The 25,639-nt window shown below is 44.3% G+C and carries 24 protein-coding genes; 15 read left to right on the forward strand and 9 right to left on the reverse strand.

Going from position 1 to position 25,639, the window contains the following annotated elements; translation table 11 throughout:
• Positions 1–16 precede the first annotated feature (16 nt).
• From CDW55_RS10520 to CDW55_RS10560, 9 genes are all read left to right on the forward strand, one after another.
• Entirely contained in the window at positions 17–880 is an 864-nt protein-coding gene (locus CDW55_RS10520) for a hypothetical protein (RefSeq protein WP_088469724.1), read from the forward strand.
• A 447-nt stretch (positions 881–1,327) separates the two neighbouring features.
• The gene (locus CDW55_RS10525; protein WP_410492779.1) at positions 1,328–3,085 is read left to right on the forward strand and encodes an ATP-binding protein; all 1,758 of its coding nucleotides are present in this window, start codon (positions 1,328–1,330) and stop codon (positions 3,083–3,085) included.
• A 12-nt stretch (positions 3,086–3,097) separates the two neighbouring features.
• A complete protein-coding gene (locus CDW55_RS10530; protein ID WP_088469726.1) occupies positions 3,098–3,736 on the forward strand; it encodes a response regulator transcription factor in 639 nt (212 codons plus the stop codon).
• 96 nt (positions 3,737–3,832) lie between these two features.
• Positions 3,833–5,719 carry a hypothetical protein gene (locus CDW55_RS10535; protein WP_143756227.1) on the forward strand — a complete coding sequence of 629 codons (1,887 nt, stop codon included), beginning with the start codon at positions 3,833–3,835 and terminating at the stop codon, positions 5,717–5,719.
• A 76-nt stretch (positions 5,720–5,795) separates the two neighbouring features.
• Entirely contained in the window at positions 5,796–6,242 is a 447-nt protein-coding gene (locus CDW55_RS10540) for a hypothetical protein (RefSeq protein WP_143756228.1), read from the forward strand.
• Positions 6,243–6,312: 70 nt separating this feature from the next.
• Positions 6,313–8,664 (forward strand): T9SS type A sorting domain-containing protein, encoded by a 2,352-nt coding sequence (locus CDW55_RS10545; protein ID WP_088469729.1) that lies wholly within the window; start codon positions 6,313–6,315, stop codon positions 8,662–8,664.
• A 416-nt stretch (positions 8,665–9,080) separates the two neighbouring features.
• Positions 9,081–9,596 (forward strand): WYL domain-containing protein, encoded by a 516-nt coding sequence (locus CDW55_RS10550; protein ID WP_143756229.1) that lies wholly within the window; start codon positions 9,081–9,083, stop codon positions 9,594–9,596.
• A gap of 447 nt (positions 9,597–10,043) precedes the next feature.
• A complete protein-coding gene (locus CDW55_RS10555) occupies positions 10,044–10,490 on the forward strand; it encodes a hypothetical protein (protein ID WP_088469731.1) in 447 nt (148 codons plus the stop codon).
• A gap of 84 nt (positions 10,491–10,574) precedes the next feature.
• Positions 10,575–11,024, forward strand: a complete 450-nt coding sequence (locus tag CDW55_RS10560) for a rhodanese-like domain-containing protein (protein ID WP_088469732.1) — start codon at positions 10,575–10,577, stop codon at positions 11,022–11,024.
• A gap of 206 nt (positions 11,025–11,230) precedes the next feature.
• Here the strand turns inward: CDW55_RS10560 and CDW55_RS10565 are convergent, their stop codons facing one another.
• The 7 genes from CDW55_RS10565 to CDW55_RS10595 all read right to left on the reverse strand — a co-directional run bounded on the left by CDW55_RS10565 (position 11,231) and on the right by CDW55_RS10595 (position 15,854).
• Positions 11,231–11,827, reverse strand: a complete 597-nt coding sequence (locus CDW55_RS10565) for a DUF3365 domain-containing protein (RefSeq protein ID WP_088469733.1) — start codon at positions 11,825–11,827, stop codon at positions 11,231–11,233.
• A 72-nt stretch (positions 11,828–11,899) separates the two neighbouring features.
• Positions 11,900–12,502: a TlpA family protein disulfide reductase gene (locus tag CDW55_RS10570; protein WP_088469734.1), complete on the reverse strand. Its 603-nt coding sequence runs from the start codon at positions 12,500–12,502 to the stop codon at positions 11,900–11,902.
• A gap of 20 nt (positions 12,503–12,522) precedes the next feature.
• Positions 12,523–13,230, reverse strand: a complete 708-nt coding sequence (locus CDW55_RS10575; protein WP_088469735.1) for a thioredoxin domain-containing protein — start codon at positions 13,228–13,230, stop codon at positions 12,523–12,525.
• 2 nt (positions 13,231–13,232) lie between these two features.
• Positions 13,233–13,529, reverse strand: coding sequence for a thioredoxin (gene trxA, locus CDW55_RS10580; RefSeq protein WP_088469736.1), 297 nt, complete (start codon positions 13,527–13,529; stop codon positions 13,233–13,235).
• A 10-nt stretch (positions 13,530–13,539) separates the two neighbouring features.
• Positions 13,540–13,779 carry a hypothetical protein gene (locus CDW55_RS10585; RefSeq protein WP_143756230.1) on the reverse strand — a complete coding sequence of 80 codons (240 nt, stop codon included), beginning with the start codon at positions 13,777–13,779 and terminating at the stop codon, positions 13,540–13,542.
• 8 nt (positions 13,780–13,787) lie between these two features.
• Positions 13,788–15,179 (reverse strand): MBL fold metallo-hydrolase, encoded by a 1,392-nt coding sequence (locus CDW55_RS10590; RefSeq protein ID WP_088469738.1) that lies wholly within the window; start codon positions 15,177–15,179, stop codon positions 13,788–13,790.
• Positions 15,180–15,236: 57 nt separating this feature from the next.
• Positions 15,237–15,854 (reverse strand): class I SAM-dependent methyltransferase, encoded by a 618-nt coding sequence (locus tag CDW55_RS10595; protein ID WP_088469739.1) that lies wholly within the window; start codon positions 15,852–15,854, stop codon positions 15,237–15,239.
• A 130-nt stretch (positions 15,855–15,984) separates the two neighbouring features.
• Between CDW55_RS10595 and CDW55_RS10600 the strand changes: the two genes are divergently transcribed.
• The 6 genes from CDW55_RS10600 to CDW55_RS10625 all read left to right on the forward strand — a co-directional run bounded on the left by CDW55_RS10600 (position 15,985) and on the right by CDW55_RS10625 (position 23,164).
• On the forward strand, positions 15,985–16,614 hold the full coding sequence (locus CDW55_RS10600) for a Crp/Fnr family transcriptional regulator (protein ID WP_088469740.1): 630 nt from the start codon (positions 15,985–15,987) through the stop codon (positions 16,612–16,614).
• Between the two features lie 116 nt (positions 16,615–16,730).
• Positions 16,731–18,035 (forward strand): TolC family protein, encoded by a 1,305-nt coding sequence (locus CDW55_RS10605; RefSeq protein ID WP_088469741.1) that lies wholly within the window; start codon positions 16,731–16,733, stop codon positions 18,033–18,035.
• An 85-nt stretch (positions 18,036–18,120) separates the two neighbouring features.
• A complete protein-coding gene (locus tag CDW55_RS10610; protein ID WP_088469742.1) occupies positions 18,121–19,206 on the forward strand; it encodes an efflux RND transporter periplasmic adaptor subunit in 1,086 nt (361 codons plus the stop codon).
• An 89-nt stretch (positions 19,207–19,295) separates the two neighbouring features.
• Positions 19,296–22,553, forward strand: coding sequence for an efflux RND transporter permease subunit (locus CDW55_RS10615; RefSeq protein ID WP_088469743.1), 3,258 nt, complete (start codon positions 19,296–19,298; stop codon positions 22,551–22,553).
• Between the two features lie 76 nt (positions 22,554–22,629).
• Positions 22,630–22,935: a P-II family nitrogen regulator gene (locus tag CDW55_RS10620; RefSeq protein ID WP_088469744.1), complete on the forward strand. Its 306-nt coding sequence runs from the start codon at positions 22,630–22,632 to the stop codon at positions 22,933–22,935.
• Positions 22,936–22,954: 19 nt separating this feature from the next.
• Positions 22,955–23,164, forward strand: a complete 210-nt coding sequence (locus CDW55_RS10625) for a DUF2892 domain-containing protein (RefSeq protein WP_088469745.1) — start codon at positions 22,955–22,957, stop codon at positions 23,162–23,164.
• Between the two features lie 30 nt (positions 23,165–23,194).
• On the opposite strand, the gene dinB is transcribed toward CDW55_RS10625, so the two are convergent.
• Both dinB and lpxK read right to left on the reverse strand, forming a co-directional pair.
• Positions 23,195–24,277: a DNA polymerase IV gene (dinB, locus tag CDW55_RS10630; RefSeq protein WP_088469746.1), complete on the reverse strand. Its 1,083-nt coding sequence runs from the start codon at positions 24,275–24,277 to the stop codon at positions 23,195–23,197.
• Between the two features lie 254 nt (positions 24,278–24,531).
• The gene (lpxK, locus tag CDW55_RS10635) at positions 24,532–25,560 is read right to left on the reverse strand and encodes a tetraacyldisaccharide 4'-kinase (RefSeq protein ID WP_088469747.1); all 1,029 of its coding nucleotides are present in this window, start codon (positions 25,558–25,560) and stop codon (positions 24,532–24,534) included.
• Positions 25,561–25,639 lie beyond the last annotated feature (79 nt).

Consider the following 25,639-nt stretch of genomic DNA (forward strand, 5'->3'; position numbering starts at 1 on the left):
CATCAACATCATTTTCATGAATACATTTCTAAAAACTGCTAAGCGTCACCTGGCAATAGTGGTGGATTTCCGGAATTATTATAAAAAACCAAACAGTTCCGGACTGCTGCTGCTGTTATTGCTTTTTGCGAACAGCCTGTATGCCATATCACCGGGGAATTATCCAGCATCCACTACCCCTGCTGAAATACTCAATGATTTGCTGGACGGTGAATACCAGGCCACTCAAAAGGCAGTAAAATGGTTGGCCACGCCCGGCGATGTACATGAATTTAACGGGCAGCTTGGGGAGAACAGCGTTTTATATTCTTTTATTGACACCACAATGACCGTCAAGCGTGGAAATGAGAATGTATATTATACAGTTTTCCGAACATCGCCAATGGTTTCCAATGAAGATGGAGAATTTGTGAATGCCAACAGCTGCCACATGTGCGGAGTTAGTCTTGGATATTTTTCTTACACCATAGAGAATGACAGCATTTATATTCAGAAGTTCAAACGCAATTTTGCGACACACGGCTCCTTTGGCGAAAAGTCATATACCTTATCAATGATCAACTTAGGCGACGGCTACGAGCTTTTAAAGGTGGATGATCCGTACGAAGGAATGGGAATCAATTCGGTGGGCACCAAATTCTACCGGGAAGGTGAACTGATGCTGAGCCTGATTACCGAAGAAAACAACCGGGGCAACCGAAACAGGAACCACAAAGGGTACTATGAATTTAATACCGACTTTGCTTATAGCAATAAGGCGCACAGCATCACTGTAAAACAGACCGGGTATACGATAGATGAAGAGTCGGGAAAAAGAAAGAACATCAGTAAAATCAGAAAAATTAAGGTGGGAGATGACAGTCTTCAGTTCCAGCAGTGATTGACGGATACAGCACTTATTTCAGCTTCAAACCGCAGACACGAGGAAAAAATAGCACGAAGCGCATAATCTTTAAAGCATTCTGTTTTAATATACGCTCAAAAGCGTATTTTTACCTTACACCAGTTTGTACATCTTTGTCCTGAATCATCATGCCGGAAAAAGAAGGCCGGAAAGAACCACTGAAATATGAAAACAGCTCTCCCCACGTCCTGTTCAACTCACCGAAAACCCTCTGGGTGCCGTAGATTATATGAATTGCGGCTGACCAAAGTCGTTGGCTTCCGTGCGTTATTATTCGTGTTTTTATTTGCGTTCCCTGTTCTACAGGCACAGAATCTTTCTGAGGTCATCAGCAACCTAAAATCGGAACTCACCAAAAATCCAGACGATAAGAAACGCGCATCGGTGTATGCCGATCTCACCTGGTATTACGCCAGTGTTTCTGTGGATTCTGCGCTCAGCTACGGTAAAAAAGCCATTGCAGCCACCGAAAAACTTCAGGATTCCGTATTACTTGCCCAGGTTCACAGCGATCTGGGAGCGGTTCATTTCCGGAATAATGATTTTAAGAAATCCGAACAGCATTATCTGAAATCCTATCAGATCCGGAAAAAGCATAAGAATGCTGCGGGGATTGCCAAACTTAATAATAACCTTGCTTCCGTGTACCAAAGCAGCTTTCAGTACACCAAAGCGATGAAAATGTATCTGGAAGCCCTTAAATATTTTGAAGCAAAGGGTGATGCCAGAAATGCGAACATTACAAAGGCGAATATCGGGCTTCTGTTTGTGGATCTGAAAGACAATCCTAATGCGGTGAAATATATCGGTGAAGCCGTAAAATATTTTGAGTCTCAGGAAAGAAGCGTGGAAATCGAGAACAAACTCTGCGAAAATTACCTGAACCTTGGAAAAGCATTCCAGATGCAGAAAAAATATACGGAGGCAGAACTGCAGTATCAGAAAAGTTCGGAGATCTGTAATAAAGTCGGCAACAAACAGGGTTTTTCGTTCGCCAACAGAAACCTGGGCAACCTGTATACCCTTCAGCGAAAAGATTCCCTGGCCGCCGTAAACCTGCAGGTGTCTCAGGAAGTTCGTGAAGAATTCAATTCCAAAATCGATCAGGAAAGCAACAGTATCGACGTCGCGCAGCATCTCATTGTACAGGGAAAATATCCGGAGGGAAAGCGCATGCTTTTAAAAATCCTGCCGCTATTCGAAAAAGAAAATTCAAAGGAAAACCAGCTTTCCACCTACAAACTGCTTACGAATGTGTATCATCACCTGGCAAAGCCGGACAGCGCAGAGTATTATTTTGAGAAATACATCGCGCTCGATAATGAGCTCGTAAATGTGGGAGTAAGCAGCAGCACGGCTGAACTTGAAAAGAAATACCAGACCCTGAAGAAAGACAGTGAAATCCTTCAGCAGAAATCCAAAATCCTGAAAAGAAACGTGGCCCTGCTCTCGCTGGTAGGCGTACTGCTGCTGGGCGCAGTGTTCTACCGCAACCGCCAGCACCGCCAGAAAGCCGAACTTCAGAAAGCCATTCTGCACCAGCAGGATCTGGCCACCCGGGCGGTCATTACCGCGGAAGACAATGAGCGCAAAAGAATGGCCAGCCACCTTCACGACGGTGTTGGGCAGCTTTTAACGGCGGCCAACATGAATGTGAGCGTGCTGAATGACTATAAAAATGATCCGGAGAATTTTAATACGATCATTCACAGGACTTCGGGTATCCTGGCAGACGCCATCAACGATGTCCGTACCCTTTCTCATCAGATGATGCCTAACATGCTCATTAAAAATTCGCTTACCAATGCCTTAAGGTATCTCATTGAGAAAATCTCATCGCCCAAACTTACCGTGAACCTTCAGATTGAGGGGCTCAACAACGATCTTGACCAGAATATCCAGGTTACGCTCTACCGCATCATTCAGGAATGCATCAACAATACCATTAAACATTCCGGTGCTGATAAAATTGACATCTCCGTCATCCAGACCGATCAAAGAATCACCACAGAAATTGCAGACAACGGCAAAGGCTTTGACCCTGCGAAAGTGATGGACAAGAGAGACGGCCTCGGACTTCAGAATATGAACGCACGCATTGAACTGCTGAAAGGGCAGGTGCGTATAGACAGTGCGGCGGGCGAGGGCACCCGAATATTCATCCAGATTCCAACCGTTTAAAGGAGAGGCGTTATGAAAGTCGTTATTATTGATGACCATCAGATCATTATCGACGGGATTGAAATGCTTCTCGGTCTGGAGAAAAATATCTCAATCCTGAAAACCTATACCGATGCCTTTGATTTTCTTCACGAACTGAGGGCAGAGGAAATACATCCCGATCTCATCCTGATGGATTTAATGATGCCCACGATCAACGGATTTGAATGTGCCAAAATCCTTAAGCGGGATTTCCCGGCTATCAAAATCATTATCCTCTCGATGAACTGCGACCCGAAGACGGTTTATGAACTGACAGAAAAAGTAAAGATTGACGGTTATCTTTCTAAAAAAGTAAGCCGCCAGGATCTGGTGAAAGCGCTGGAGGATGTACATTTAGGATATATGCACCTCAGCACCGAGGCAGAGACTGCGCTGAAGCAGTTTAAGAGCAAAGTCATCGTTTATCCGGAAATAAAACTCACGCTGCGCGAAAAGCAGATCGTGAAACTGATGATCGACGGGTGTACCAATAAGGAGATTTCCACCGCTCTTTTCATCAGCGAAAGCACGGTAGAAACCCACCGCAAAAACATCTACCGAAAAACGGAAACCCATTCCGTTCCCAAGCTCATACAGGCCGTAGCTGATCTCGACCTGCTGGCCGACTGAGCTTAAAAAATTCTCACTTACCGTCCTCAAAATACCCACTGCCGGGTAGATCGCCGTGTGGCTTTTGCTCTACCTTTACTGCAACAAAAAACCCAAATGATGAAAAAAAAATCTCTTCTGTTTGCATCGTTTGTTCTGGCAGGTTCGTTTGCGACTGCGCAACAAACGACTTTCAATGTTCTTGAAAAAGATTACGAAATTTCCCGCAAAGCCAAGAAAGGCTATCTGGGTGGTGTAGAAGCCAAGGAAAACGGCGGTTTCGAGATGGTGTACTTTCTGCCCTCGAGCCGTAGAAAAGTGAAGGTGGAAGCCTATACGTTCGACAAAGATGCCAACCTTACCAACACCATGAAAGACGAATGGGACGTAGAGAAAGTAAAGAAAAAATGGAAATTCTTCAACTTTAAAGGCGATGAATATACCACGACGGCAGCTTCTGTAAGCACCAACCTCACAGGAAAAATGATGTTCAAAAAGCGTGAAATCAAGGCGAAATACAACTGGCTTGCCGGGGATTACGTGAAGAGAGTGAAGCTGCTCGACCGCCAGAAACTCACCAGTGAAAACGGTGAAGAGTACCTTTTTAGCGGCGCGTACGAGGTAGAACGGGACAGCACGATTTACGCCCTGGCTTATCCTTATACCAAAGGTGCGGCCATGCAGAGCCTGGACCTGGTGAAGATTTCGAATACGGGTGAGTCCAGAAAAATAGCGTCTGTTGCCACGCCAAGCCCTGTAAAACCTATATTCTCCAAACCGCTGCTCGATGAAAACAGCCGCGATGTTTCGAACGATGATTTCCCACGGGACTGGATCGTGGTTCTGGCACCTACCAAAATCTACGGCAAAGGCAGCGCAGGAAATCCAAATCAGCTGACTTATCTCCGGATTTCTCCGGAAGGAAATGTTAAAGAGCAGTTCAATTTCACGGCGCCTTCTGCGGGATACCGCATCCTCAATGCTTATGCAAAAGGAAATGAGGTGATTTTGTACGGTATGGGCATTAAAAAAGAGGGCAAGTATGCCGATGAAATCTTAGGAGCCACTGTATCTCCATCCAGTATGGATGATAATGAGCAGGCGGCGGCCAAGTCCACCGGCGGTATGCTGGGCGGCCTCGGGAAAATGGCCAACATGGTTTCCGGAAAAGACGATATGGCACCGTCTCAACAGTCGCTGGACAATGCCTTGGATGAAAAAAAATATGATGACTTCATTATCGCCAAGATTTCCGGGCAGCAGCTGTCGGTGATCAGAGCCACGCCAATGGCAGAACTGAACAGCAAAGCTGTAGCCGGACCCGATATGAAGAAAGCCCTGGAGTTTGACGGTAAGAAATTTGTGACCAACAACTTCCAGATTCTTAAAGATGGCTCCATGATGCTGAGTGTTCAGGATTACAAGCCCGAAGGAAAAGGAATCGGGTTGCCGGGCGGTAAAATGCTGGGCGCACTGGCCGGAGTTTCCACCAGCAGAAGCGGCGACAGCTACGACCGGATTTACAAAGGAATGTATCTGCTTCACTTTTCACCGGAGGGCAATCTTGTAAGAAATTATACGGTGCAGCTGGATCAGAAAAACAAAAAAGGATTCTTTAACAATTCACCCATGACGGCAGATAATTTTCCTGCCATCGGTTATCTGATCGAAAGTAAGGACGGCAAGTCAGTAAACTGGGTGATGGAAATTGTAAAAGCCATTGATGTGGATACGGATGTAAGCACCTTCAGTAATTTCTTTTCAGGAACTTCCACAACTACGACAACCAAATCCTATTCTCCTTTCTACAGCATTGAATATGGCAAGCTCGACCTGGCTACCGGCAAATCTTCGGAATTCAGAACGCTGGGCGACCTAGAGAAGAAGAAATACTACCTGTACCCTAAGCATAACCGATTGCAGATTGGTGATTACACGTACTTCTTCAGCGAAACCCCGAACGGCGACCGCCTGCTCGTTTCGAGAATGGACGTTAAACAGTAAAACCGGGAAGGTCATTTAGTTTTGAAGCTGTGAACCGGTATCTTGTGTCAGTGAAATCATTTTAAAAATTCCTCTTATGAAAAAGTTACATTACGTGTTTTTCTCCCTGTTTTTAGTCACCTTACTGATGACGGGATGCGAAAGAGACAGTGAGCCGGAAAGCACCACACCGCCTGCCTCCGCAGGATTTAGCTGGCGTGAGAACTCCACCACGGCACCTCTGAAAACCGCAGGATCTTCGGAAGTGCGTACGCAGTACAAATCTATTTTTGCCTTTACGGGTGCCACGGCAACTTCGGGAACGGTGTTTGAGTTCAACCTTTCCGGACTTTCCCCTGCGACCTATCCCGTGAATGCCACCAATGCGTTTTATTTTAACGGAAATACAGCCACTCCCGCAACCGGCGAAGTGGTCATCACCGCCAATGCAAACGGCAAAGCTTCCGGCACCTTTAACGCGACCTGGACGAGCGGAACCGTTACCTCAGTGTACGGCACCTTTACCGATATTCCGGTGAAATAAATTTTGATGTATTCCTACCCGGGCGGACCCTGAAATCCGCTGGGTTTTTTACCTTTTAAAATATTCAGACATGAAAAAAATTCTACTTTTCAGTTTAATGATGCTGGGCATTACAGGCAGCGCCCAGCTTACAGTTGTGAAAGACGTATCTGCAACGGGTTTAAGACCTACCGATAACGAGCACTTTATATGGCAAAACAACCGCTGGAACGGCAAGCACTACTACGGGGTAACAGTATCGCCCAGTGTCGCTATAGCAGTAACCGACGGAACCGACGCGGGAACAAAGGTGATTAAAAATTTAGGGCATTCCGGTGTTCTAAGTGCTGCAATAAAGGCCATAATTCCTGCAAAGGATCACTTTTATATTCACGTCTATGTATATAAAAGTTGGAGTCCCTATGTTCAGTATGATGAACTGTGGAAGTCGGATGGTACAGACGCAGGAACTGTATTGCTGAAACGGTTCGATGAACGGGGAGCGACTACTGAAGGCATATCCATCACCACTGACCAATATGAAGCAGTAAACCGCTCCCTCAGTGGTAATGAAATGTACTTTTACGGATATACAGGTAGTAATGGCAGAAAAATATGGAAAACGGACGGCACTGCTGCTGGTACCTCAATGATTGCTGATAAATCCGGTAATGCACTGACAAGACTGAATAATGACGTTTATTTTGCTTCCGATTTTAAATTGTGGAAAATCAGCGGCAATACGGGAAGCGTAGAACTGATTGATGTTCCGAATATTTTTATTGTAGCTACTATGCGCATGGCGGCGTTTAAAAACAAACTCTATTTTATGGGTTTTGATGAAACCAATGGGGTAGAGTTATGGTCCTCCGACGGTACGCCTTCCGGAACAAAAATTTTTACCAATACATCCCCGCTTACCAATAATGTGTACAGTCTCACAACTTTTAATCTCACATCAACGGATGATTATCTCTTATTTTCAACTTTGCATAACGCTTCCGACAACACCCGGCATACGCTATACCGTACCGATGGGACGCTCGGCGGCACCGTGCAGATTTCGCCTGCTGACGCCATAGATGCGGGAACGAGCTCGGGCTCCATGTTTTCCAAAACCAATCAGAATTTTTACTGTTTTAATATGAGCCAGAAAACCATCTTCCGGACCAATTATCAGGAAAACGGTTACTCAATTGTTTCTACAGGTGCCTATAATGCAGGAAATCTCGTCGATTACAAAGGTACAGCCTGGTATGCTGGTGGAACCGCCAATATGTCCGGAAATAATGATTTCGCGGAACCGCACCGCACCGACGGCGTTCAGACCGTAAAAACCTTTGATATCATTACGCTGATGCAGGGAACTAATAACATCGGCTCCAATCCTTTTGGCTTTCATGAATTAAACGGGAATCTGTATTTTTTTGCAGGACTGGGAAATGCGATGAAACTGTACCAGTTTCAGGGTGACTATACCTTCAACAGGTCAGCCGGCAATTCGTGGAACGCTCCCGGCAACTGGAATACTGGGGTGGTGCCGCTTTCTTCTGAAGACACTCTGGTTCCTGCTGGTTCGGATGTTGAAATTTCATCTGCAGCATCAGCAAGAAATCTTGCGCTCAATGCGCCACTTCATATTGTTTCCGGCAGTTTAAACCTTGCAGGGGACTTAGATTTAAATTCAAGAATTACGCTGAATAACAATGCTGTGAATCTCAAGGGAACATCTTCCGCCATCACCGGCGGTAACACCAATAATTACATAGTCACTAACGGTACCGGCACCGTGAATGTTGAAAATGTAAATGCCGGTCGAGGAACGGTAAACCTTCCGGTTGGAACAGCGAACAATTACAATCCCCTTACGCTGGCGAACTCCGGAACTTCTGATACTTTTTCAGTGAAAGTCTCTGAAGGAATTGCGAACGCGCCAGGCGGTGCGGTGAATGCAACCTGGGACATCTCGGAAGGTACGCCAGGCGGAAGCAATGCCACCATTTCCTTAGGCTGGAATGCTTCCCAACAGAACGGAACCTTTAACCCGAACAATGCCACCGTCGGACATTATGTAAACGGTGTCTGGACGGCCGAAAACTCCGGTGCGGTGAGCGGCAGCAATCCTTACACCATCACCGGAACAGGAATCACCAGTTTTTCTCCTTTCGCGGTGATGAATCTTGGTGCGCTCGCAACTGCAGATCCGCTGAAAAAGAACATCTCCGTATATCCAAATCCGTTCAGGGAGATACTTACCGTTACTTCACAGGATAAAGCCACCGTACATTTCTACGATATGACAGGCAAAATGGTGGGCAGCCACGCTTTGGTGAAAGGAACCAATGTGCTGAACCCGGCAGCACTCAAACCCGGCGTTTACCTTTATCAAGTGAAAAATACTTCCGGAAATGTGATGGCTTCAGGCAAAGTGATTAAGAAATAATAATCACGGAAAAGCGGAGTGATTGGGAAGAGTGTTGCTCCGCTTTCATCACGCTTTGGCTTTGGGTAAGTCAGTACATTTTTTGATTTTACAAAACCGGCTGATAACTGTTCAGCCGGTTTCTTTTTTCAGGATTGAGGGGTTTTGTTGCAGACTTGTTCGGGACTCCTTGCGGAACTGTTGCCAAAACACCCTTCTTTTGGCAAGCTTGCGGCAACAACTCCGCAACAACTCCCGAAGAAAATCTTCATTACTTTGTCAAAGTTTTAAACAGCATGACTATTACTTTGACAAAGTTCGAATAAGAACCTCCATCCATTCTCAAAATAAACTTTGTTAAAGGTTGATGCGCATGTAAAGAACTTTGACAAAGTAATACGGGAGCATCACTCAAAAGATGATTGAAAATTCTGAGGTTGTCAGTTTCCATGGAGTACCAAAAGACCGTTGTGCTCGAGCCTTACGCACTTAAAGAGTTTCGTTACCGCTGGTATCTCCTGGCAAAGGAATTCAGCAGAGAGGCTACGACTTCAGCTGATCATGAGCTAAAAATAAAAGCTTACGGTCTTGACAGGATGACCGAACTGGAAATCAAAAACACGACCTTTAAGCGTAAGAAATATAGTGTGGCAGAAGAATACAGTAATCTTTTCGGCATTATTTCCGGCAACGGTCATGCGCCGGAAGATATCATATTAAGTTTCGATGCCCATCAGGGTCAGTATATCAAATCCCTGCCGCTGCATCATTCTCAGGAGATTGTAACAGATGATGAAAACGAACTCCGCATCCGGCTGAAACTCTGTCCGACCTACGATTTCAAACAGGAAATACTCTCTTACGGCGAAAGGGTCACTGTGATTTCCCCGGAAAGTTTTCGTAACGAAATTGCCGGGGAGTACAGAAGAATTCTCATGAAATACGCGAATTAATAGAATCTTCACACTATGCCTGCTGTACCCGAAGAGGTGGAGTTTTTATTAATTCCACTAACTTCTTTTTCCACATTTTTCCTTACCTTTAAAACTCAGTTACTGTACAACGGCCTTGGTTTTCAATAAGATCAACTGAAGTCTGTAAAAACGCTAGAATATCACCATTTAAAACTCCTGTAACGCTTTACTGAAAACACATCCCGGAGGTTGAGCCGTAGTTGCACTGTACCAAAGGTTGGTCTCCTTAAAGGGTAAGGAAAGTCTCCCTAAGATATAAGGCATCAGTAAGAAATCCCATAGCCATCGAATACTTTGGTAAAAAGAACCAAGCACTCCCCGGAAAGATACGCATGCGCAGCCCTTGATTGAGCGTCATATCATAGCGCAGTTGGCTTAATTTCAATTTCAAAAAACATTAATAAATTTACAGGCAAACTATTTCCCATGACCCAACGTTTCCAGGACCAGAACCACCGCCTCAGCCATTTCCAGGATCACGTCGATGTGGTATGTCCGGGTTGCGGCAAAAAGGCAACGGTCACTGCAGACCACGAAAAGAAAGAGGCCCGAATCAACTGTCTGCACTGTGGCTATTCGAAAATCACCGGTACAGCGATAGAAGTGCTGGGCATGCGTGGACATCTGAAGGTGGCAGCAAATGCATATTTCGACGCGGAACTGTGGTACACGGCACCCTTCAAAAGTGAAGAGTTCGTCGCATTTAACCGCGAACATCTGGATTATCTGGAAGCTTATATTTCTGCCACGTTGCGCGAACACAAAGACCGTACTCACTTTACCCTTCTTGAAAAACTGCCGCGCTTTTACCACGAGGCCAAAAACCGGGATGCCCTGCTGAAGCTGGTTGCCAAACTTCAAAACAAAAAATAAAACTCAGGCAGTCTTTTATTTTCCTTTATGTAACCCAGGTAACAGGAAACCTCAGGGATTTAAGCGAACTTTGTAAAAAAAGAAATGAATACCATCTGTCCCTCCCACCTTGCTTCTTTAGGAGAAGATTTTCTGCTCCTCGATATCCGCGAGCGGTTTGAATTCAATACCTATCGCGGAGTTTTTCCAAATCTGAAGAATATCCCTTTCAGTGAATTCGATGAGGAACTTCCGACTTTGGATAAAAGCAGGAAAACATTACTCATCTGTAACAACGGCCTGCGCAGCAGAACAGCGGTTCAGTTTCTTGCTGAAAGGGGTTTTGCGGACGTATCATCCGTGATGGGCGGTCTGGTGAAATGGCAGCAGAACGGTCTGCCGATGACGGGTACGCCGCCGGATTCATATCGCATTCCTTATCAGATTCTAAGGAATGTTCTGCCTAAAAAATCAGCGATTGAACTTAAAATAATTTTGGGAAAAATCTTCCGGTCCTCCTGCGGTAGTCCGCATAGGTGGGATATTTCTTCATGAGCTGCTTTTCCACGTAAGTGGATTTCAGACAGAAGAGCAGCAGCGGCGATAGCAACTACCATAGCCGAAAACCATCCCGTAACGGTAAGTGCAGCCGGCATTTTTACCCGCTGCAGCCATTCCTACACATACCCGGCGAAAAGTATAAACTGCAGCCCAACGAAATCCTGCGCCGTTTACTTCATAGTCAGTCGTTTTGGATGAGGTTACGGATTTATCGCGATGCTGAAAATTCCTCTCAGTTCATCCACGCCATAACCGGTGGCTTTGTCTTGTGGGTAAAGGGATTTAATTTTCAGATGGGTCTTCTCCGCCAGCTCTTTTCCGGGTGTTCCGTGGCATTGAAGACACATGGCGTTCGTGACGATCGGGGCATAATAATGATTGTCTTTTAGCAGGCCTTCAGGCATTTTACCCGCGGCAAGCATGGCTTTGTACGTGGTAATAACCGCAAGTTCAGCTGGATTTGCGGCATTGTCGGGATTCCGGTATTTATCCGACACTCTTTTAATGCTGACGCTATATTTTTTAGAAATACTGTCAGTCAGCGGTATCGCGTTGATGTTGCAGAATTGCAGGGCATTTTCGGGTCCGCCTTCCGCAATCTTCTGTTTCAGCTGCGAGCCGAGGAGCTGCTGGGCTTCTGCTGCATAATTTTTCAGAATTTCCCCGTCCGGAATCGCTTCACTTTTCCCCGCCGGTATTTCAGTTGTTGTGTTTTCAGTGACGTTGGTCTGCTCTTTCTGGCAGCTTAAAGCCGTGACTATAAAAGCTCCAACTGCAAAAATGGTTACCTTGTTCATGGTTGTGTTTTTTTGTTAAAATATTAAAATATGTCAATCAGATTAATTTATAAGAGACCGATTTTTGGATTATTATTCATTTAAAAGCCCATCAATCTCTTCAAAAAAAGAAGCTTTGCTGTAATCCGCCATCCCGGCGTGGTGAAGGCGGATTTTTCCGGTTTTGTCGAGTACGACTGTTGTCGGAAGTGACCCGTTGAAATAAGCCGTAGGAATGTTCCCTGCCGGAACGAGGAGCGGAAGGGTGTAATTTTCCTTTTTAAGGTAGTTTTCACCCAATGAAACCTGGTCATCCAGATTCACGGTAAGGAAAACGACGCCCGGATTGTTTTTGTATTTATCGTAAAACTTCTGGATCGAAGGAAATTCAGCCCGACAGGGCGGGCACCATGAGGCCCAGAAATTCATGAACACGACTTTTCCTTTCAGGTCTGCAGTACTGATGGTGTTACCGGACTGGTCTGCTACGGTGAAATTTTCAGTAATGGTGTTAGTATCGCCGGCTTCGGTCTCCTTTTCAGTTTTCTTTTCCACGCTGGAATTCATAATTCCTGTAGAAATAATCTGGCGCATGAACCAGGCTTTCGCGTCGGGACTTAGCAGCAGCAGGACGAAGAAGGCAAAAAGAATTGCAGTACTCCAGTTTTTCCTGAACCATATTTTAATTTTCTCCATTTTAAAGTAGTGTTGATATGTTATTTCAGGAGCTGTTTTCGCACTTCGGCTTCTTCTACAAAGCCCAGGCTCTCCCAAATGATTTCGTTGTTTTTATATAATTTAAGAACCGGCAGCGCAGAAACGTTCATCGCTTTGCACAGTTCCGTATTGTCGTCGGCATTCACTCTTACAATTTTTACTTTTTCGGGCATTTCTGCAGCGATTTTGCTGAGGTAAGGTTCCATCTTTTTACACGGCGCGCACCAGTCTGCATAAAAATCGACAAGAACGAGGCGGTCGCTTTTCAGCTCCTCATTATACTGCTGCAGGCTCATGCCTTCAGTAGCAGCTGCGGATTTCAATTCTGGCAGATTTTTGCTGCGCCATTCCATCATTCCTCTGTTCATCTCATAGATTTCTGTGTAACCCATTTCTCTAAGTTTTTCAGCTGCCGCAGCACTTCGAGGTCCACTGAGGCAGTAGACGAAAACAGGTTTTGCCGGATCGAGGGTGGCGGCTTTCTCTGCGAAATCGTCAGCATTCCAGTCGATGTTTACCGCATTCTGAATATGCCCTTTTTTATATTCGTTAAGGGTTCTTACATCCACCACTTGGGCATTAGGAGTTTTTTTTAGTTTTTCTGAAAACTCGGTCGCAGAAAGTGATGTTGTGCTTGCGGTGTTCTGGGCTTTGCTGCAGCTGATCATGACCAGAGCGAAAAGAGCGATGATGATGTTTTTGTACATCTTTAAATATTTTCTTTGATTAAACGTTCGAGTTCTTCGGCAGGAAATACACCGGACTGTTTCCATTTTATTTCGCCGTTTTTGAAGATCATCAGCGTAGGAACACTTCTGATTCCGTATTTTGCTGCAACGCCCTGGTTTTTATCGACATCGATTTTAATGATGGTCGCCTGGTCGTTCACCCGTTTTTTAAGGTCTTCCAGAATGGGAGCCTGCATTTTGCACGGGCCGCACCATTCTGCAAAAAAGTCTACCAAAACAGGTTTGTCCTGACTGATAAGTTCGTGAAATTTTGACATGTCTTTTACTTTATTTTGATTTTACTTCTTCGAATTGTACTTCATCCGTATCTGAGCCGGATGATTTACGGTCCGGAACCGAACAGTTCCCGCCGGCACAGCAGCCGATGTTCAGCAGGGCCATGATTGCCGCGGCAAATATCGTCATGAACCATACGCCGGTTCTGATGGCTTCTGTCATCAGGAAAAGGCCGAGTGCGAGACGGAGAATTCGGAAGATATTCCAGTTTTTTGTGATATTCTGAATCATTTTGGTTTTTAAGATGTTACGGGATTTCCTTTTTCGCGCCATTCCTTCATCCCACCGGAATAGTTTTTTACGTGATTAAATCCGTATTTCTTTAAGAGCGAATATGCAATTGCCGAACGGTCGCCGCTCTGGCAGTGAATGATCACCTGCTTGTCTTTGCTTATTTTATCAAGGTTTTGAGGAAGCGTTCCTACAAAAACATTTTCCGCGCCTTCAATATGTCCATCTTCATATTCGGTTTTCCCTCTTACATCGACGATCTGCACCTCTTCCTTGCCAAGATAGGTTTTAAATTCCTCGATATTGATAACGTCGGCTTGCTCGAGTTTAATCCCCGATAAATTGACTTCGGAAATAAATCCGGCAATCCGGTCGAGACCGATGCGCATGAGTTTTCTGGTAATTTCATCCATTTCTTCTTCGGGAGCTACGATCACGAAATCTTCATCATAATTCAGCAACCAGCCCGCCCAAGTACTCAGCGTTTTGTTGTTCTGGATGTTGATGCTTCCGGGAATAAATCCTTTGGCGAACTCCACTTTATTGCGGGTATCGATTACTTTTATCCCTTCATTATATTTTTGGAGAAACTCTGTTTCGGAAAGTTTCGGATGTTTGGGAACCTCGGTCAGTAAAAGGCGTTCCACTTTGTTGAGCTTTTTCATCATGGCAAAATATTTCGGTGGTTCCGGCTGACCTTCCAGCAGGTATTGCACAAAACCTTCTTTATCACTTTCGAATTGGAATGCCCAGTTTCTGATTTTCTCGTACCCTACGGTGGAACTTGGAACGGAGCCCAAAGCTTTACCACAGGCTGAACCGGCACCATGTCCCGGCCATACCTGAATATGAGGCGGCAGTTTTGAAAAATCCTGTACAGAACGGTACATTTCGTGAGCTCCTTTTTCCTGAGTTCCGGTAATTCCGGCTGCCTTTTCGAGCAGGTCGGGACGCCCGATATCGCCTACAAAAACAAAGTCTCCTGTGAAAATCATCACGGGTTCATCTGTTGCAGGATGGTCGGTGAGCAGGAAACTGATGCTTTCCGGCGTGTGACCGGGTGTATGGATAACTTCCAAGGTCAGGTTTCCGACTTTAATTTTATCGCCGTGTTTCAAACTTTCATGGGGAAATTCGTATTGCCAGTCCGCGCCGCCCTCATCGGAAAGATACAGTTGTGCTCCGGTAATTTCTGCCAGTTCGTGGGAACCCGAAAGGAAATCGGCGTGAATATGCGTTTCGGTAATATGGGTAATGGTAAGGTTATTTTCTTTAGCGATCTCCAGATAGGTATCCACATCACGCTTCGCGTCGATTACAATCGCTTCACCTTTTGCCTGACAGCCGATTAAATAGCTGCCCTGTGCTAAACTTGTATCATAAATGTGTTTAAAGAACATATATTTTAATTTTAAATTGTTGTTACGTGTTTTTGTTAAGGCATCAAAACGGATACCTTATTTTTTAACGGCGAAAATCCGGATCACCGAGGCTTCACCCTGATGAAATTCTCCTTCAGCAAGAACTACTTTCTCTTCTGTTGCTTCGATGAATTCAAAATCATTGAAATCTTTTTTCAGTTCTTCGAGGTCATACAGCATCCCAACGTCGCGCGGATCGCCTGATTTTGGGTTGAGTTGCTGAAAAGTGGCTTGTTTCTTTGAAAACCCTTCGATAACAAGATGTCCACCGGGTTTCAGAAATCTGCTCAGCTTCCGGTGCTCAATTCTTCTGTCTTCTCCCGGAAAGTGCGCAAAGATGAGCGCCAAAGCATCAAAACTGTTTTCGGGATATCGTATGTTTTCAACATCTGAAATGGTATAACTGATCTTAACATCACTATGTTCTGCAAGAAGAAGCGCCTTGTTTTTCCCCGCTGTACTTTGGTCAAAGGCTTCGACTTCCCAACCTAATTTTGCCATAAATACGGCATTCCGGCCTTCGCCTTCCGCAGGAAGCAGAATTTTTCCGGGACGTAGATCCGCAGATTTTTCCTTTAAATAATCATTGGGTAACGTTCCGTAAGCATAGTGTTCATCGGCGTAACGCTGGTTCCAGAAGTTCTGTTGATTCATAGTCATCATATTAAGTCCTAAATACTGTAGTGCAAAATTAGTGAATCTGAAATGCCGGATTGGTAACCTGTGTTACTTAAGGTTTGAATGATGGCTGTGAGAAAGAACTTTATTTCCGTAATTTTGTAAGATGGAAATCACTGAATCAATTAAAGACCTTTTCGAGCCAGAACTGATGGAGGAGATCCTTGCCGTCGGTAAAAAGAAAACAGCCAAAGAAGGTGAAGTAATCATCAGTATTGGGCAGCGTTTGCTTTTCATGCCGATTGTACTTCAGGGAACCTTAAAAGTATCCATGATGCAGCCCGACGGGCGTGAACTCCTAATGTATTACCTGAATGCAAATCAAGGCTGTGCCATGTCGTTCACCTGCTGCATGCAGGAAGCCAAAAGTGAAATTATGGCCGTAGCAGAAGACGATGTGGAAATGTGGATGATTCCGGTAGAGTACATGGACTCCTGGATGCATAAATATCCCAGCTGGAAAAGTTTCGTGATGCGCACCATGCAAAACCGCTTTTACGAGATGCTGAGAGCGCTGGACATGGTAGTTTTCAACGGTCTTGATGTACGCCTCACCAATTATCTCAGAGAAAAATCAAAGATCACCGGAAAAACCGTACTTAATGTTTCTCATGAAGAGATTGCCAACGATTTGGCCAGCTCCCGCGTCGTGATCAGCCGCCTTCTTAAAAAACTGGAGAACGACGGTAAAGTGCTGCTGTACCGTAACCAGATCAAGCTGCTGAAGGATTTTTAAGAAATTTAAAATAGAAAACAGTACACACGGCCAGTCGGCCGTGTTTTTTTGTATGTAACTCAGGTTACGTTCTCTGCTCCGTATAGCAGGTACATTTGCACAAAATTATACGGAACATGAGAAAACTATTGATTGCCGCATTTGCAATGTTCTCGAGTACAGTCCTTTGGGCTCAGGAAACAGTGCAGGTTTCCAGGCAGGATCTGGAAGAGAAAATAGAGCGTAACAACCTTCAGCTTAAAATTGCGTCTGCAGAAGTACATTCTGCTGAGGCCGATCTGCTAATGTCCCGCGCGATGCATTTGCCTAACATAAAAGCCAGCTATACGGGGATCTCTACCAACAATCCGCTGATGGCCTTTGGTTCCAAACTCAATCAGGAACGGGTGACGATGGAGGATTTTAATCCCGCCAACCTCAACAATCCCAAGAATATTTTCAACTTCGCCACCAAGCTCGAAGTGCAGCAGCCCATTTACAATAAAGATGCGGTGTACATGAAGAAAGCCGGTGAAGTAAAGGTGGAAGTGCTGAAACTGAAACAGGAGCGCACCCGCGAATATCTGAAATTTGAACTGAACAAAGCTTATATGCAGCTCCAGATGGCATATAAAAACGTGGAAGTGTTGGAAGGCGCAAGAGCCACCGTTCTGGCCAATAAAAAAGTCATCGACAATTATTTTAAAAACGGAATGATTCAGAAATCTGATGTACTGGATATGAACGTGCGCGTTGCAGAAATCGACAGCCAGATCCGTTTTGCAAATTCGAATGTGCAGAACGCCTCCGATTATCTTTTCTATCTGCTGGATGAATCTCCGGAAAATAAAGTGATGAAACCTTCCGAAACCCTCGAATATCAGGAAGATCTTCTTACACCGGATCCTGTATTGAGTAAGGAGCGAAAAGACCTTCAGGCTTTCCGTAAATCCCTGGAATCCTATGATTATTTGGTGAAATCTTCAGAAGCTAAATTTTTGCCCAGGTTGAACGCATTCGGAAGTTTTGAACTTTATGATAATAAACCCTATCAGTTCAATGCCAAAGGTTATTTGGTAGGAGTTGAACTTTCCTGGAATATTTTCGACGGCATGAAAGCCAAAAGTGAAATCGCTAAATACAAAGCCGATATGGCGAAATCTGAAACAGAAGTTGCACAGTACCAAAAACAGAGCACCCTTGAACTCACCAAAGCTTACCGCCAAGTAACCGATGCCGACCACAAAGTGAAACTCAGCAAACAGGCGTGGGAGCAAACTGCAGAAGCGTACCGAATCCGCAAGAACCGATATGAGCAGGGGCTTGAGAAAGCTTCCGATGTTCTGAATGCAGAAACGCTGATGTCTAAAAAAGAACTCGAATATCATCAGTCTGTTCTGGAATACAATACTGCTTTGGAATATTATAAATTTTTGAAGTAAAATATCGCAGATTTTACAGATCAATCTTTAATGTTACCGTTATCATCGATTTCTCAAAAAAACTAAACTCAGAAAATAATCTCTTATGAAAAAACATATTTATCTTTCATTACTGCTTGGTTCAGCCCTTCTTGCAAGCTGTTCCTCCGATCCCGCAGCAATTGCCGACAACACCAAGCCGGTTCAGGTAACCCTTAGCAGCACGGGAACAACCGACGCATTGGGATACGTTAATGCAAGTGGGACACTTGTGGCAAAAAACTCCGTCAATGTATCGACCAGAATGATGGGCTATATTACAATGCTCAGAGCGGATGTGGGAGATTTCGTAAGTGCAGGTCAGTCCCTTGTAAGCATCAATAATACTGATATTCAGGCGAAAGGCGGACAGGCGAATGCCCAGATTGCACAGGCGCAGGCGGCTTTTAACAGTGCTTCGAAGGATTATCAGCGTTTCCAGAATTTGTATAACTCACAAAGTGCTTCCCAAAAAGAGCTTGATGATATGCGTGCCCGTTACGAAATGGCGAAAGCTACATTGGATGGCGCGAGAATGATGAAAAGCGAAGTGAATTCACAGTATCGTTACACCAACATCAGTGCTCCGATTTCCGGAGTCGTGACCGCAAAATATGCGAGTCAGGGCGATCTTGCCAATCCGGGAATGCCGATCCTTACGATTGAAAGTTCCGGGAACTTACTTGCACAGGTTCTGGTTTCTGAGCAGCACATCACCTTAATCAAACCGGGTATGCCGGTAAAAGTTCTGATGAAATCTACCAATAAGGAAGTTGCAGGTCAGGTCTCGGAAGTAAGTCTTTCAGCAACAAATACCGGCGGACAGTACGTTGTGAAAATCAGTGTTCCCCAAAGCAAGGAATATCTGCCGGGAATGTATGTGAATGTGCAGTTTCCGTTCAAAAGAAGCGGAAGCGTCAATCAGGACTTTCAGGAATCCGTAACCGTACCGAAATCAGCACTGGTTGAAAACGGACAGCTCACCGGAATCTACACCGTAAGCTCAAGCAATACCGCGCTTCTCCGCTGGGTGAAAACTGGGAAAGTGATGGGCGATCAGGTGGAAATTCTTTCAGGCCTTTCCGCCAAAGAACCTTATATCGTTTCCGCCAACGGAAAACTGTTTAACGGTGCAAAAGTAACCACAAAATAATGTGATGATCTGATGATCGCATGATCTGCTGATTTGTTATCAGCATTTAATGATCTTATCAGCACACTAACTAATTACCTGATTATATTATGGAAAAAGGAATCGCAGGACGTATAGCCGAGTTTTTTATCAATTCAAAATTAACCATTCTGTTAATGATTGCATTGATGATTATCGGGGTGTACAGTTCTACATTAATACCAAGAGAAGAAGAACCGCAGATCATTGTGCCGATGGCCGATGTAATGGTGGGATATGCCGGCGCCAGTCCCAAAGAAGTGGAAAGCCGCGTGGTTAAACCTTTAGAGAAAATTATCTCCAATATTAAAGGAGTAGAGCATGTGCATGCCATGGCGATGAACGGCCGTGCTATGATCATCGTTCAGTTTTATGTAGGTGAAGATACCGAACGTTCTTATGTGAAGCTGTATGACGAGCTCATGAAGAATAAAAATATTTTTCCTCCGGGTATTTCGGAACCCATGGTGAAAACCCGTTCCATCGATGATGTTCCGATGTTGGGACTCACGTTGTGGAGCGAAAAATACAATGATTTTGAGTTGAGACAGATTACTGAAGAACTGGCTTCCGAAATCAAAAAAGAAAAAGATGTTTCTCAAACCAACGTGATCGGAGGCCGCCCACGACAGCTGAAAATCATCCTCGACCGTGAAAAAATGGCTGAAAGTGCTGTAGATCCGCTGACGGTAATGCAGATGATTCAGGCCAACAACGGCAGCGCACAGAGCGGAAGTTTTGTGAGCAACGATACTGAATATTTGCTGAAAACCGGCCAGTTCCTCACTTCTCAGGAAGATGTTGAAAATCTGGTGGTCGGAACTTCGCAATCAATGCCGGTGTATCTGAAACAGATCGCAACCGTGACGGACGGACCTGCTTCGCCTGCCAATTACGTAAGCATGGGCTTCGGGAAAGGAACTGAAAAAGGAACAAAAAATCCTTCAGAATATCCTGCAGTTACGCTTTCTGTTTCAAAAGTGAAAGGGGCGGATGCGATGAAAATTTCGGAGCAGCTTCTGGAGAAAGTGGAATCTTTAAAGAAAACTTTAATCCCCAATGATGTTCACGTGGAAGTCACCAGAAACTATGGTGAAACGGCTTCGCATAAAGTATCCGAACTTTTGCTTCACTTAGGTGTGGCGATTGTTGCAGTAACCATTCTTGTAATGCTGGCGATGGGTTGGCGTGGTGGTTTGGTCGTATTCCTTTCAGTACCGCTTACGTTTGCCCTTACGCTTTTCAGCTACTATATGTTGGGATACACGCTGAATAGAATTACGCTTTTTGCCCTTGTTTTTGTGGTGGGAATTGTAGTGGATGACAGTATCATCATTGCCGAAAATATGCACAGGCATTTCCACATGAAGAAACTGCCGTTTAAACAGGCTGCAATTTATGCGATTAATGAAGTTGGAAACCCAACCATCCTGGCGACCTTTACGGTAATCGCTGCAATTTTACCGATGGCCTTTGTATCCGGAATGATGGGTCCTTATATGTCGCCGATGCCGATTGGAGCGTCGATTGCCATGTTGCTTTCACTTTTCGTTGCATTGACGGTAACTCCATATCTGGGTTATCATCTGCTTAAAGTGAAAGATGAAAAAGAACATCAGGAAGAACAGGGATTGGAAACCGGTTTCATCTATAAATGGTACAAAAAAATTGAGCAGCCGTTCCTGGACAGTTCAAAAAGAAGATGGGTAATGTTGGGAATTACCGGAGTTTTGCTGCTGATTTCTATGCTCGCCTTCTTTACCAAATGGGTAGCGGTAAAAATGCTTCCGTTCGACAATAAAAATGAAATCCAGGTGGTGATTGATATGCCTGAAGGGACTACGCTTGAGAAAACATCAGTGGTGGCCAAAGAGGTTTCACAGTATCTGAGAACCGTTCCGGAAGTGGTGAATTACCAGAATTATGTTGGAGCTTCATCACCGATTACCTTCAACGGACTTGTTCGTCATTATGATTTGCGGGGTGCGAGCAATACTGCGGATATCCAGGTTAATTTACTTAACAAAGGCGAACGCTCAAAACAGAGTCATGATGTTGCTAAAACCATCCGTCCGGAAATCCAAAAGATTGCGAAAAAATATGGAGCCAACATCAAGATTGTTGAGGTTCCGCCAGGGCCGCCGGTACTTTCTACCATTGTTGCAGAAGTGTACGGACCGGATTATCAGGAACAGATCAGAATCGCAGATGAGGTTCAGAAAATCCTTATTAATACAGAAGATGTTGTAGATGTTGACTGGATGGTGGAGGCGCCACAGGGTGAATTCAAAATCATTCCTGATAAAGAAAAAAGCATGCTGAACGGCATCGCGCCGCAGCAACTTGTTGGAAATCTGAATTATCTTTTAGGAGAATATCCGGTTTCTACACTTTATGATGAAAAAAGCAGCCAGCCTGTAAATATGGTGATGAAACTGGATAACAGTGAAAAATCAAACATACAGGATATCACTGCGCTGAAAGTGAAAGGTGCTGCAGGAAATATGATGCCGGTAAGCGACGTGGCAAAAGTGGAAAGAGGTCCTTTGGAAAAAAGCATCTACCGCAAAGACCAGAAAAGAGTAGTATATGTTCTTGCTGACATGGCAGGAGCACTGGAAAGTCCGGCGTATGCGATTCTTGGAATGGAAGAAAAACTTAAAAACATTAAGCTTCCGGCCGGTTATAAAATCAACGAACTGTATATGGAGCAGCCAAAAGATGAAAGCGACTATACGGTGAAATGGGATGGAGAATGGCAGATTACGCTCGAAGTCTTCCGTGATCTGGGAGTTGCTTTTGCTGTAGTAATTATCATTATTTATATGCTGATTGTGGGCTGGTTCCAGAATTTCAAAACACCGTTGGTGATGATGGCCGCAATTCCGCTTTCTTTGGTGGGAATCGTGTTGGGTCACTGGTTATTGGGCGCATTCTTTACCGCGACTTCATTTATCGGGATGATTGCGTTGGCAGGAGTTATGGTAAGAAATTCTGTTCTTCTCATCGACTTTATCGAAATCCGTCTGAACGAAGGAATTCCTATGAAGCAGGCCATTATTGAAGCCGGTGCGGTGCGTACAACCCCAATTTTACTGACAACTGGAGCAGTCGTTATCGGAGCTGTGATTATTCTATTTGATCCTATCTTCCAGGGGCTTGCGATCTCTCTGGTGTTCGGAGCGATCGTTTCTACAGTGCTTACGCTGATTGTAGTTCCATTGATCTATTACATGACCGAAAAGAAGAAATGGGAGAAAATACATGCAGCAAATGTGTCTGATGAAGAAGAATTTAATCACAACCTAAATCTTAATTTACCTGAATAATTTAAGTATAACTCATCACTAATCTCAGGACACGGCCGGATTTTGTGCCGGCCGTGTCCTTTTAAATTTCAAAACAATGAAACTCATTCATATTATTGCAGTAAAGGAATTCGAGAAAAAAGTAAAAGATATTTTGCTGCATTCAGGAGTTCAGGCATTTTCTTACGGCGAAGTCCGCGGATTTAAGTCCAACGGTTCGGTATCTTCTTCCGAAAACTGGTTTGCCTCTTCAGGCGCAGAAACCGAATCTTTATTGTTTACCGTATTTGCAGATGACGAAGTGCTTGAAAAGATTACTGAACGCATCCGTAAATTCAATACACAACAGGAGTTCGAGTCCAGGATTCACCTGGCTGCCGTAGCAGTAGAACAGATTATTTAATAATAAAAACAGAACAATTATGAAAACAAGAACGATTCACGCCGTAGCCGGCACCATGATTTTAGTAAGCCTGCTTTTGGGGAATTTTGTACACCAGAATTGGTTTTTCCTTACCGGATTTGTAGGCATTAACCTTTTTCAGTCGGCTTTTACCAACTGGTGTTTGCTTGGGAATATTCTGGAGAAATTCGGAATTAAAGACAGCGCCGGCGACAGCTGCTGCTCGTAATTTAAGTCATTTAAATATCCAGATTTCCGTTCACTCAAATTCTTCGAAAGGGATTTTGAGCTGAACGGAAATCTGTTTTTTTTCCTGGGTGTTGAGGTTAGAAAGTGAAAGGCCGAGCAAGCGTACCGGTTTGTCGAAAGGGCGAAGCTCCCAGAGTTTCTGTGCGGTTTCAAAGAAATCCGTCGCACCGTCAAAATATACTTCCTGGGTTTTACTGCGGGTGTATTGGGTAAAATCTTTGTACTTGATTTTCAGCGTTAAAGATTTTCCTTTGATCTCTTTTTTCGCTAGCCGGATTTCCAGTTCTTCACTGATGAGCTGAAGCTGTTTAAAAACCGAATCTTCATCGAGCAGATTCTCCCAAAAAGTTTCTTCCACCGCGACACTTTTCTGGATACGGTGCGGTTTTACCTCACTTTTATGAATGCCGCGCACCACATTGTAGTAATAGTTTCCGGATTTTCCGAAAAGGCGGATAAGTTCTTCCAGAGATTTTTTCTTAAGGTCTGCACCTTTGAAGATGTGCATTTCGTGCATTCTGTTGGCGGTTACTTTTCCGATTCCGTAGAATTTCTCTATGGGAAGTTCTTCCATAAACTTCAGAATTTGGGTGGGATGAATGGTTTTCTGCCCGTTGGGTTTGTTGTAATCTGAAGCGACTTTTGCCAGAAATTTATTCACCGAAATTCCTGCCGAAGCCGTGAGACCGGTTTCCTCAAAAATCCTTTGTCTGATTTCTCTGGCGATGTCGTTGGCCGATTCTATTCCTTTTTTATTTTCAGTAACATCCAGATACGCTTCGTCCAGCGACAGCGGTTCCACCAGATCGGTGTATTCATAAAATATGGTCCGGATTTGCTGCGAAATTTCTTTGTACCGCTGAAATCTTGGCTTTACGACGATAAGTTGCGGACATTTCTCGAGCGCCATTCTCCCCGGCATTGCAGAACGGACTCCGAATTTCCGGGCTTCATAACTTGCAGCTGCCACCACGCCATACTGGCCGCCACCCACCGCAATGGGTTTTCCGCGGAGCTCCGGATTGTCGTGCTGTTCTACGGAGGCGTAGAACGCGTCCATATCGACATGAATGATTTTGCGTTGGGGTAGCATGAAGCAAAATTAAGAAATTTGCTTTTCGGAAAAGAGCATAAAAAAAAAACTGATGATCCGACGGTTGAACTTTTGCAAATTCTGTCGCTGAATCATCGGTTGAAGTTTTTAGTTATGTTTGGGCTTCAGGTACTGATTTCAGATTAAATTCAAATTCCTCAGTTTTTGGGGTTTAGTTTTTTGTATCTGCAGAATCTTAAATCCCTAATCAATTTCCTGACTTGAATAAGCTGAATAATTAAAAGTGATAAATTTTACCGGTTTTTCTCCACATAGCTGAGTACGGTGTTATTGAAGTCTTCTCTTTTATCGATATTTACGTTGATTGGCCAGTAATAAACCAGATCACGCAGATAATCAAAAGTTTTCAGCCTTACGTAATCTTTCTCGGTGGTAAGGATGATTTTATATTCGCCAAGTTTTTTGTATTCTGCGACAATGTTTTTAATGTCCTGATCGGTGAAATTATGATGGTCTTTGAATTTGAGATGTTTCACCCGTTGAGAGAATTTCGCCAGGTGGTTGATTAAAGGCTTTGGATTGGCAATTCCTGTAATCAGCAGGATGTCGTAATAACTCAGATTATTATCGGGCAGCATTTTATCTCTGCTGTAAACATTCTCGTCGTAGCCAATGCTCGAAAAAAATACTTTCTGGTAATGCTGCGGTTTGATTCTCGAAATATAATACTGCTTGTTCTCTTCCGTTAAATCCTCCGGACATTTAGAGACCATGATGATCTGTGCGCGAGCTGCACCACTTCGGCTTTCGCGTAAGTCGCCTGCAGGAAGTACAAAATCTTTAAAATATGGATCGTTATAATCGGTCATCAGAATGTTGAATCCCGCTTTTATTTTACGGTGCTGGTATGCGTCATCCAGAATCAGAACATCTAGATCCATATCGTCAATCATCTTTTTAGCACCGGGCACCCTTTCTTCCGAAACCCCTATGACAAAACGGTTTTTGAAACGTTCGAACAACTGCATCGCCTCGTCTCCCACTGTTTTATAATTGCTGTCGTAATTGGTAATGCCGTAGCCTTTGGTCAGTCTTCCGTAACCGCGGGACAGGACTCCGGTTCTGTAATTTTTGGAGAGCAATTCTGCCAGATACATTACCATAGGAGATTTTCCGCTTCCGCCCACAGAAAGATTTCCGACATTGATGATCGGAGTTTTAAATTTCGTCGATTTAGAAATTCCCCAATCATACATTACGTTTCTGATGCTTGTTACGAAATGATAACCAAGGGAAAAAGGGTAGAGATACCATCTTTTCATAGGCTGCAAAAATAGGGATTTTTCGGAGTAAAGAAAAGTCAGGTTTCACTAATTTTTCATGAAATGACGATGTTTTATT

Source organism: Chryseobacterium sp. VAUSW3, assembly GCF_002205795.1.
GTDB classification, from domain to species: Bacteria; Bacteroidota; Bacteroidia; order Flavobacteriales; family Weeksellaceae; genus Kaistella; species Kaistella yananensis.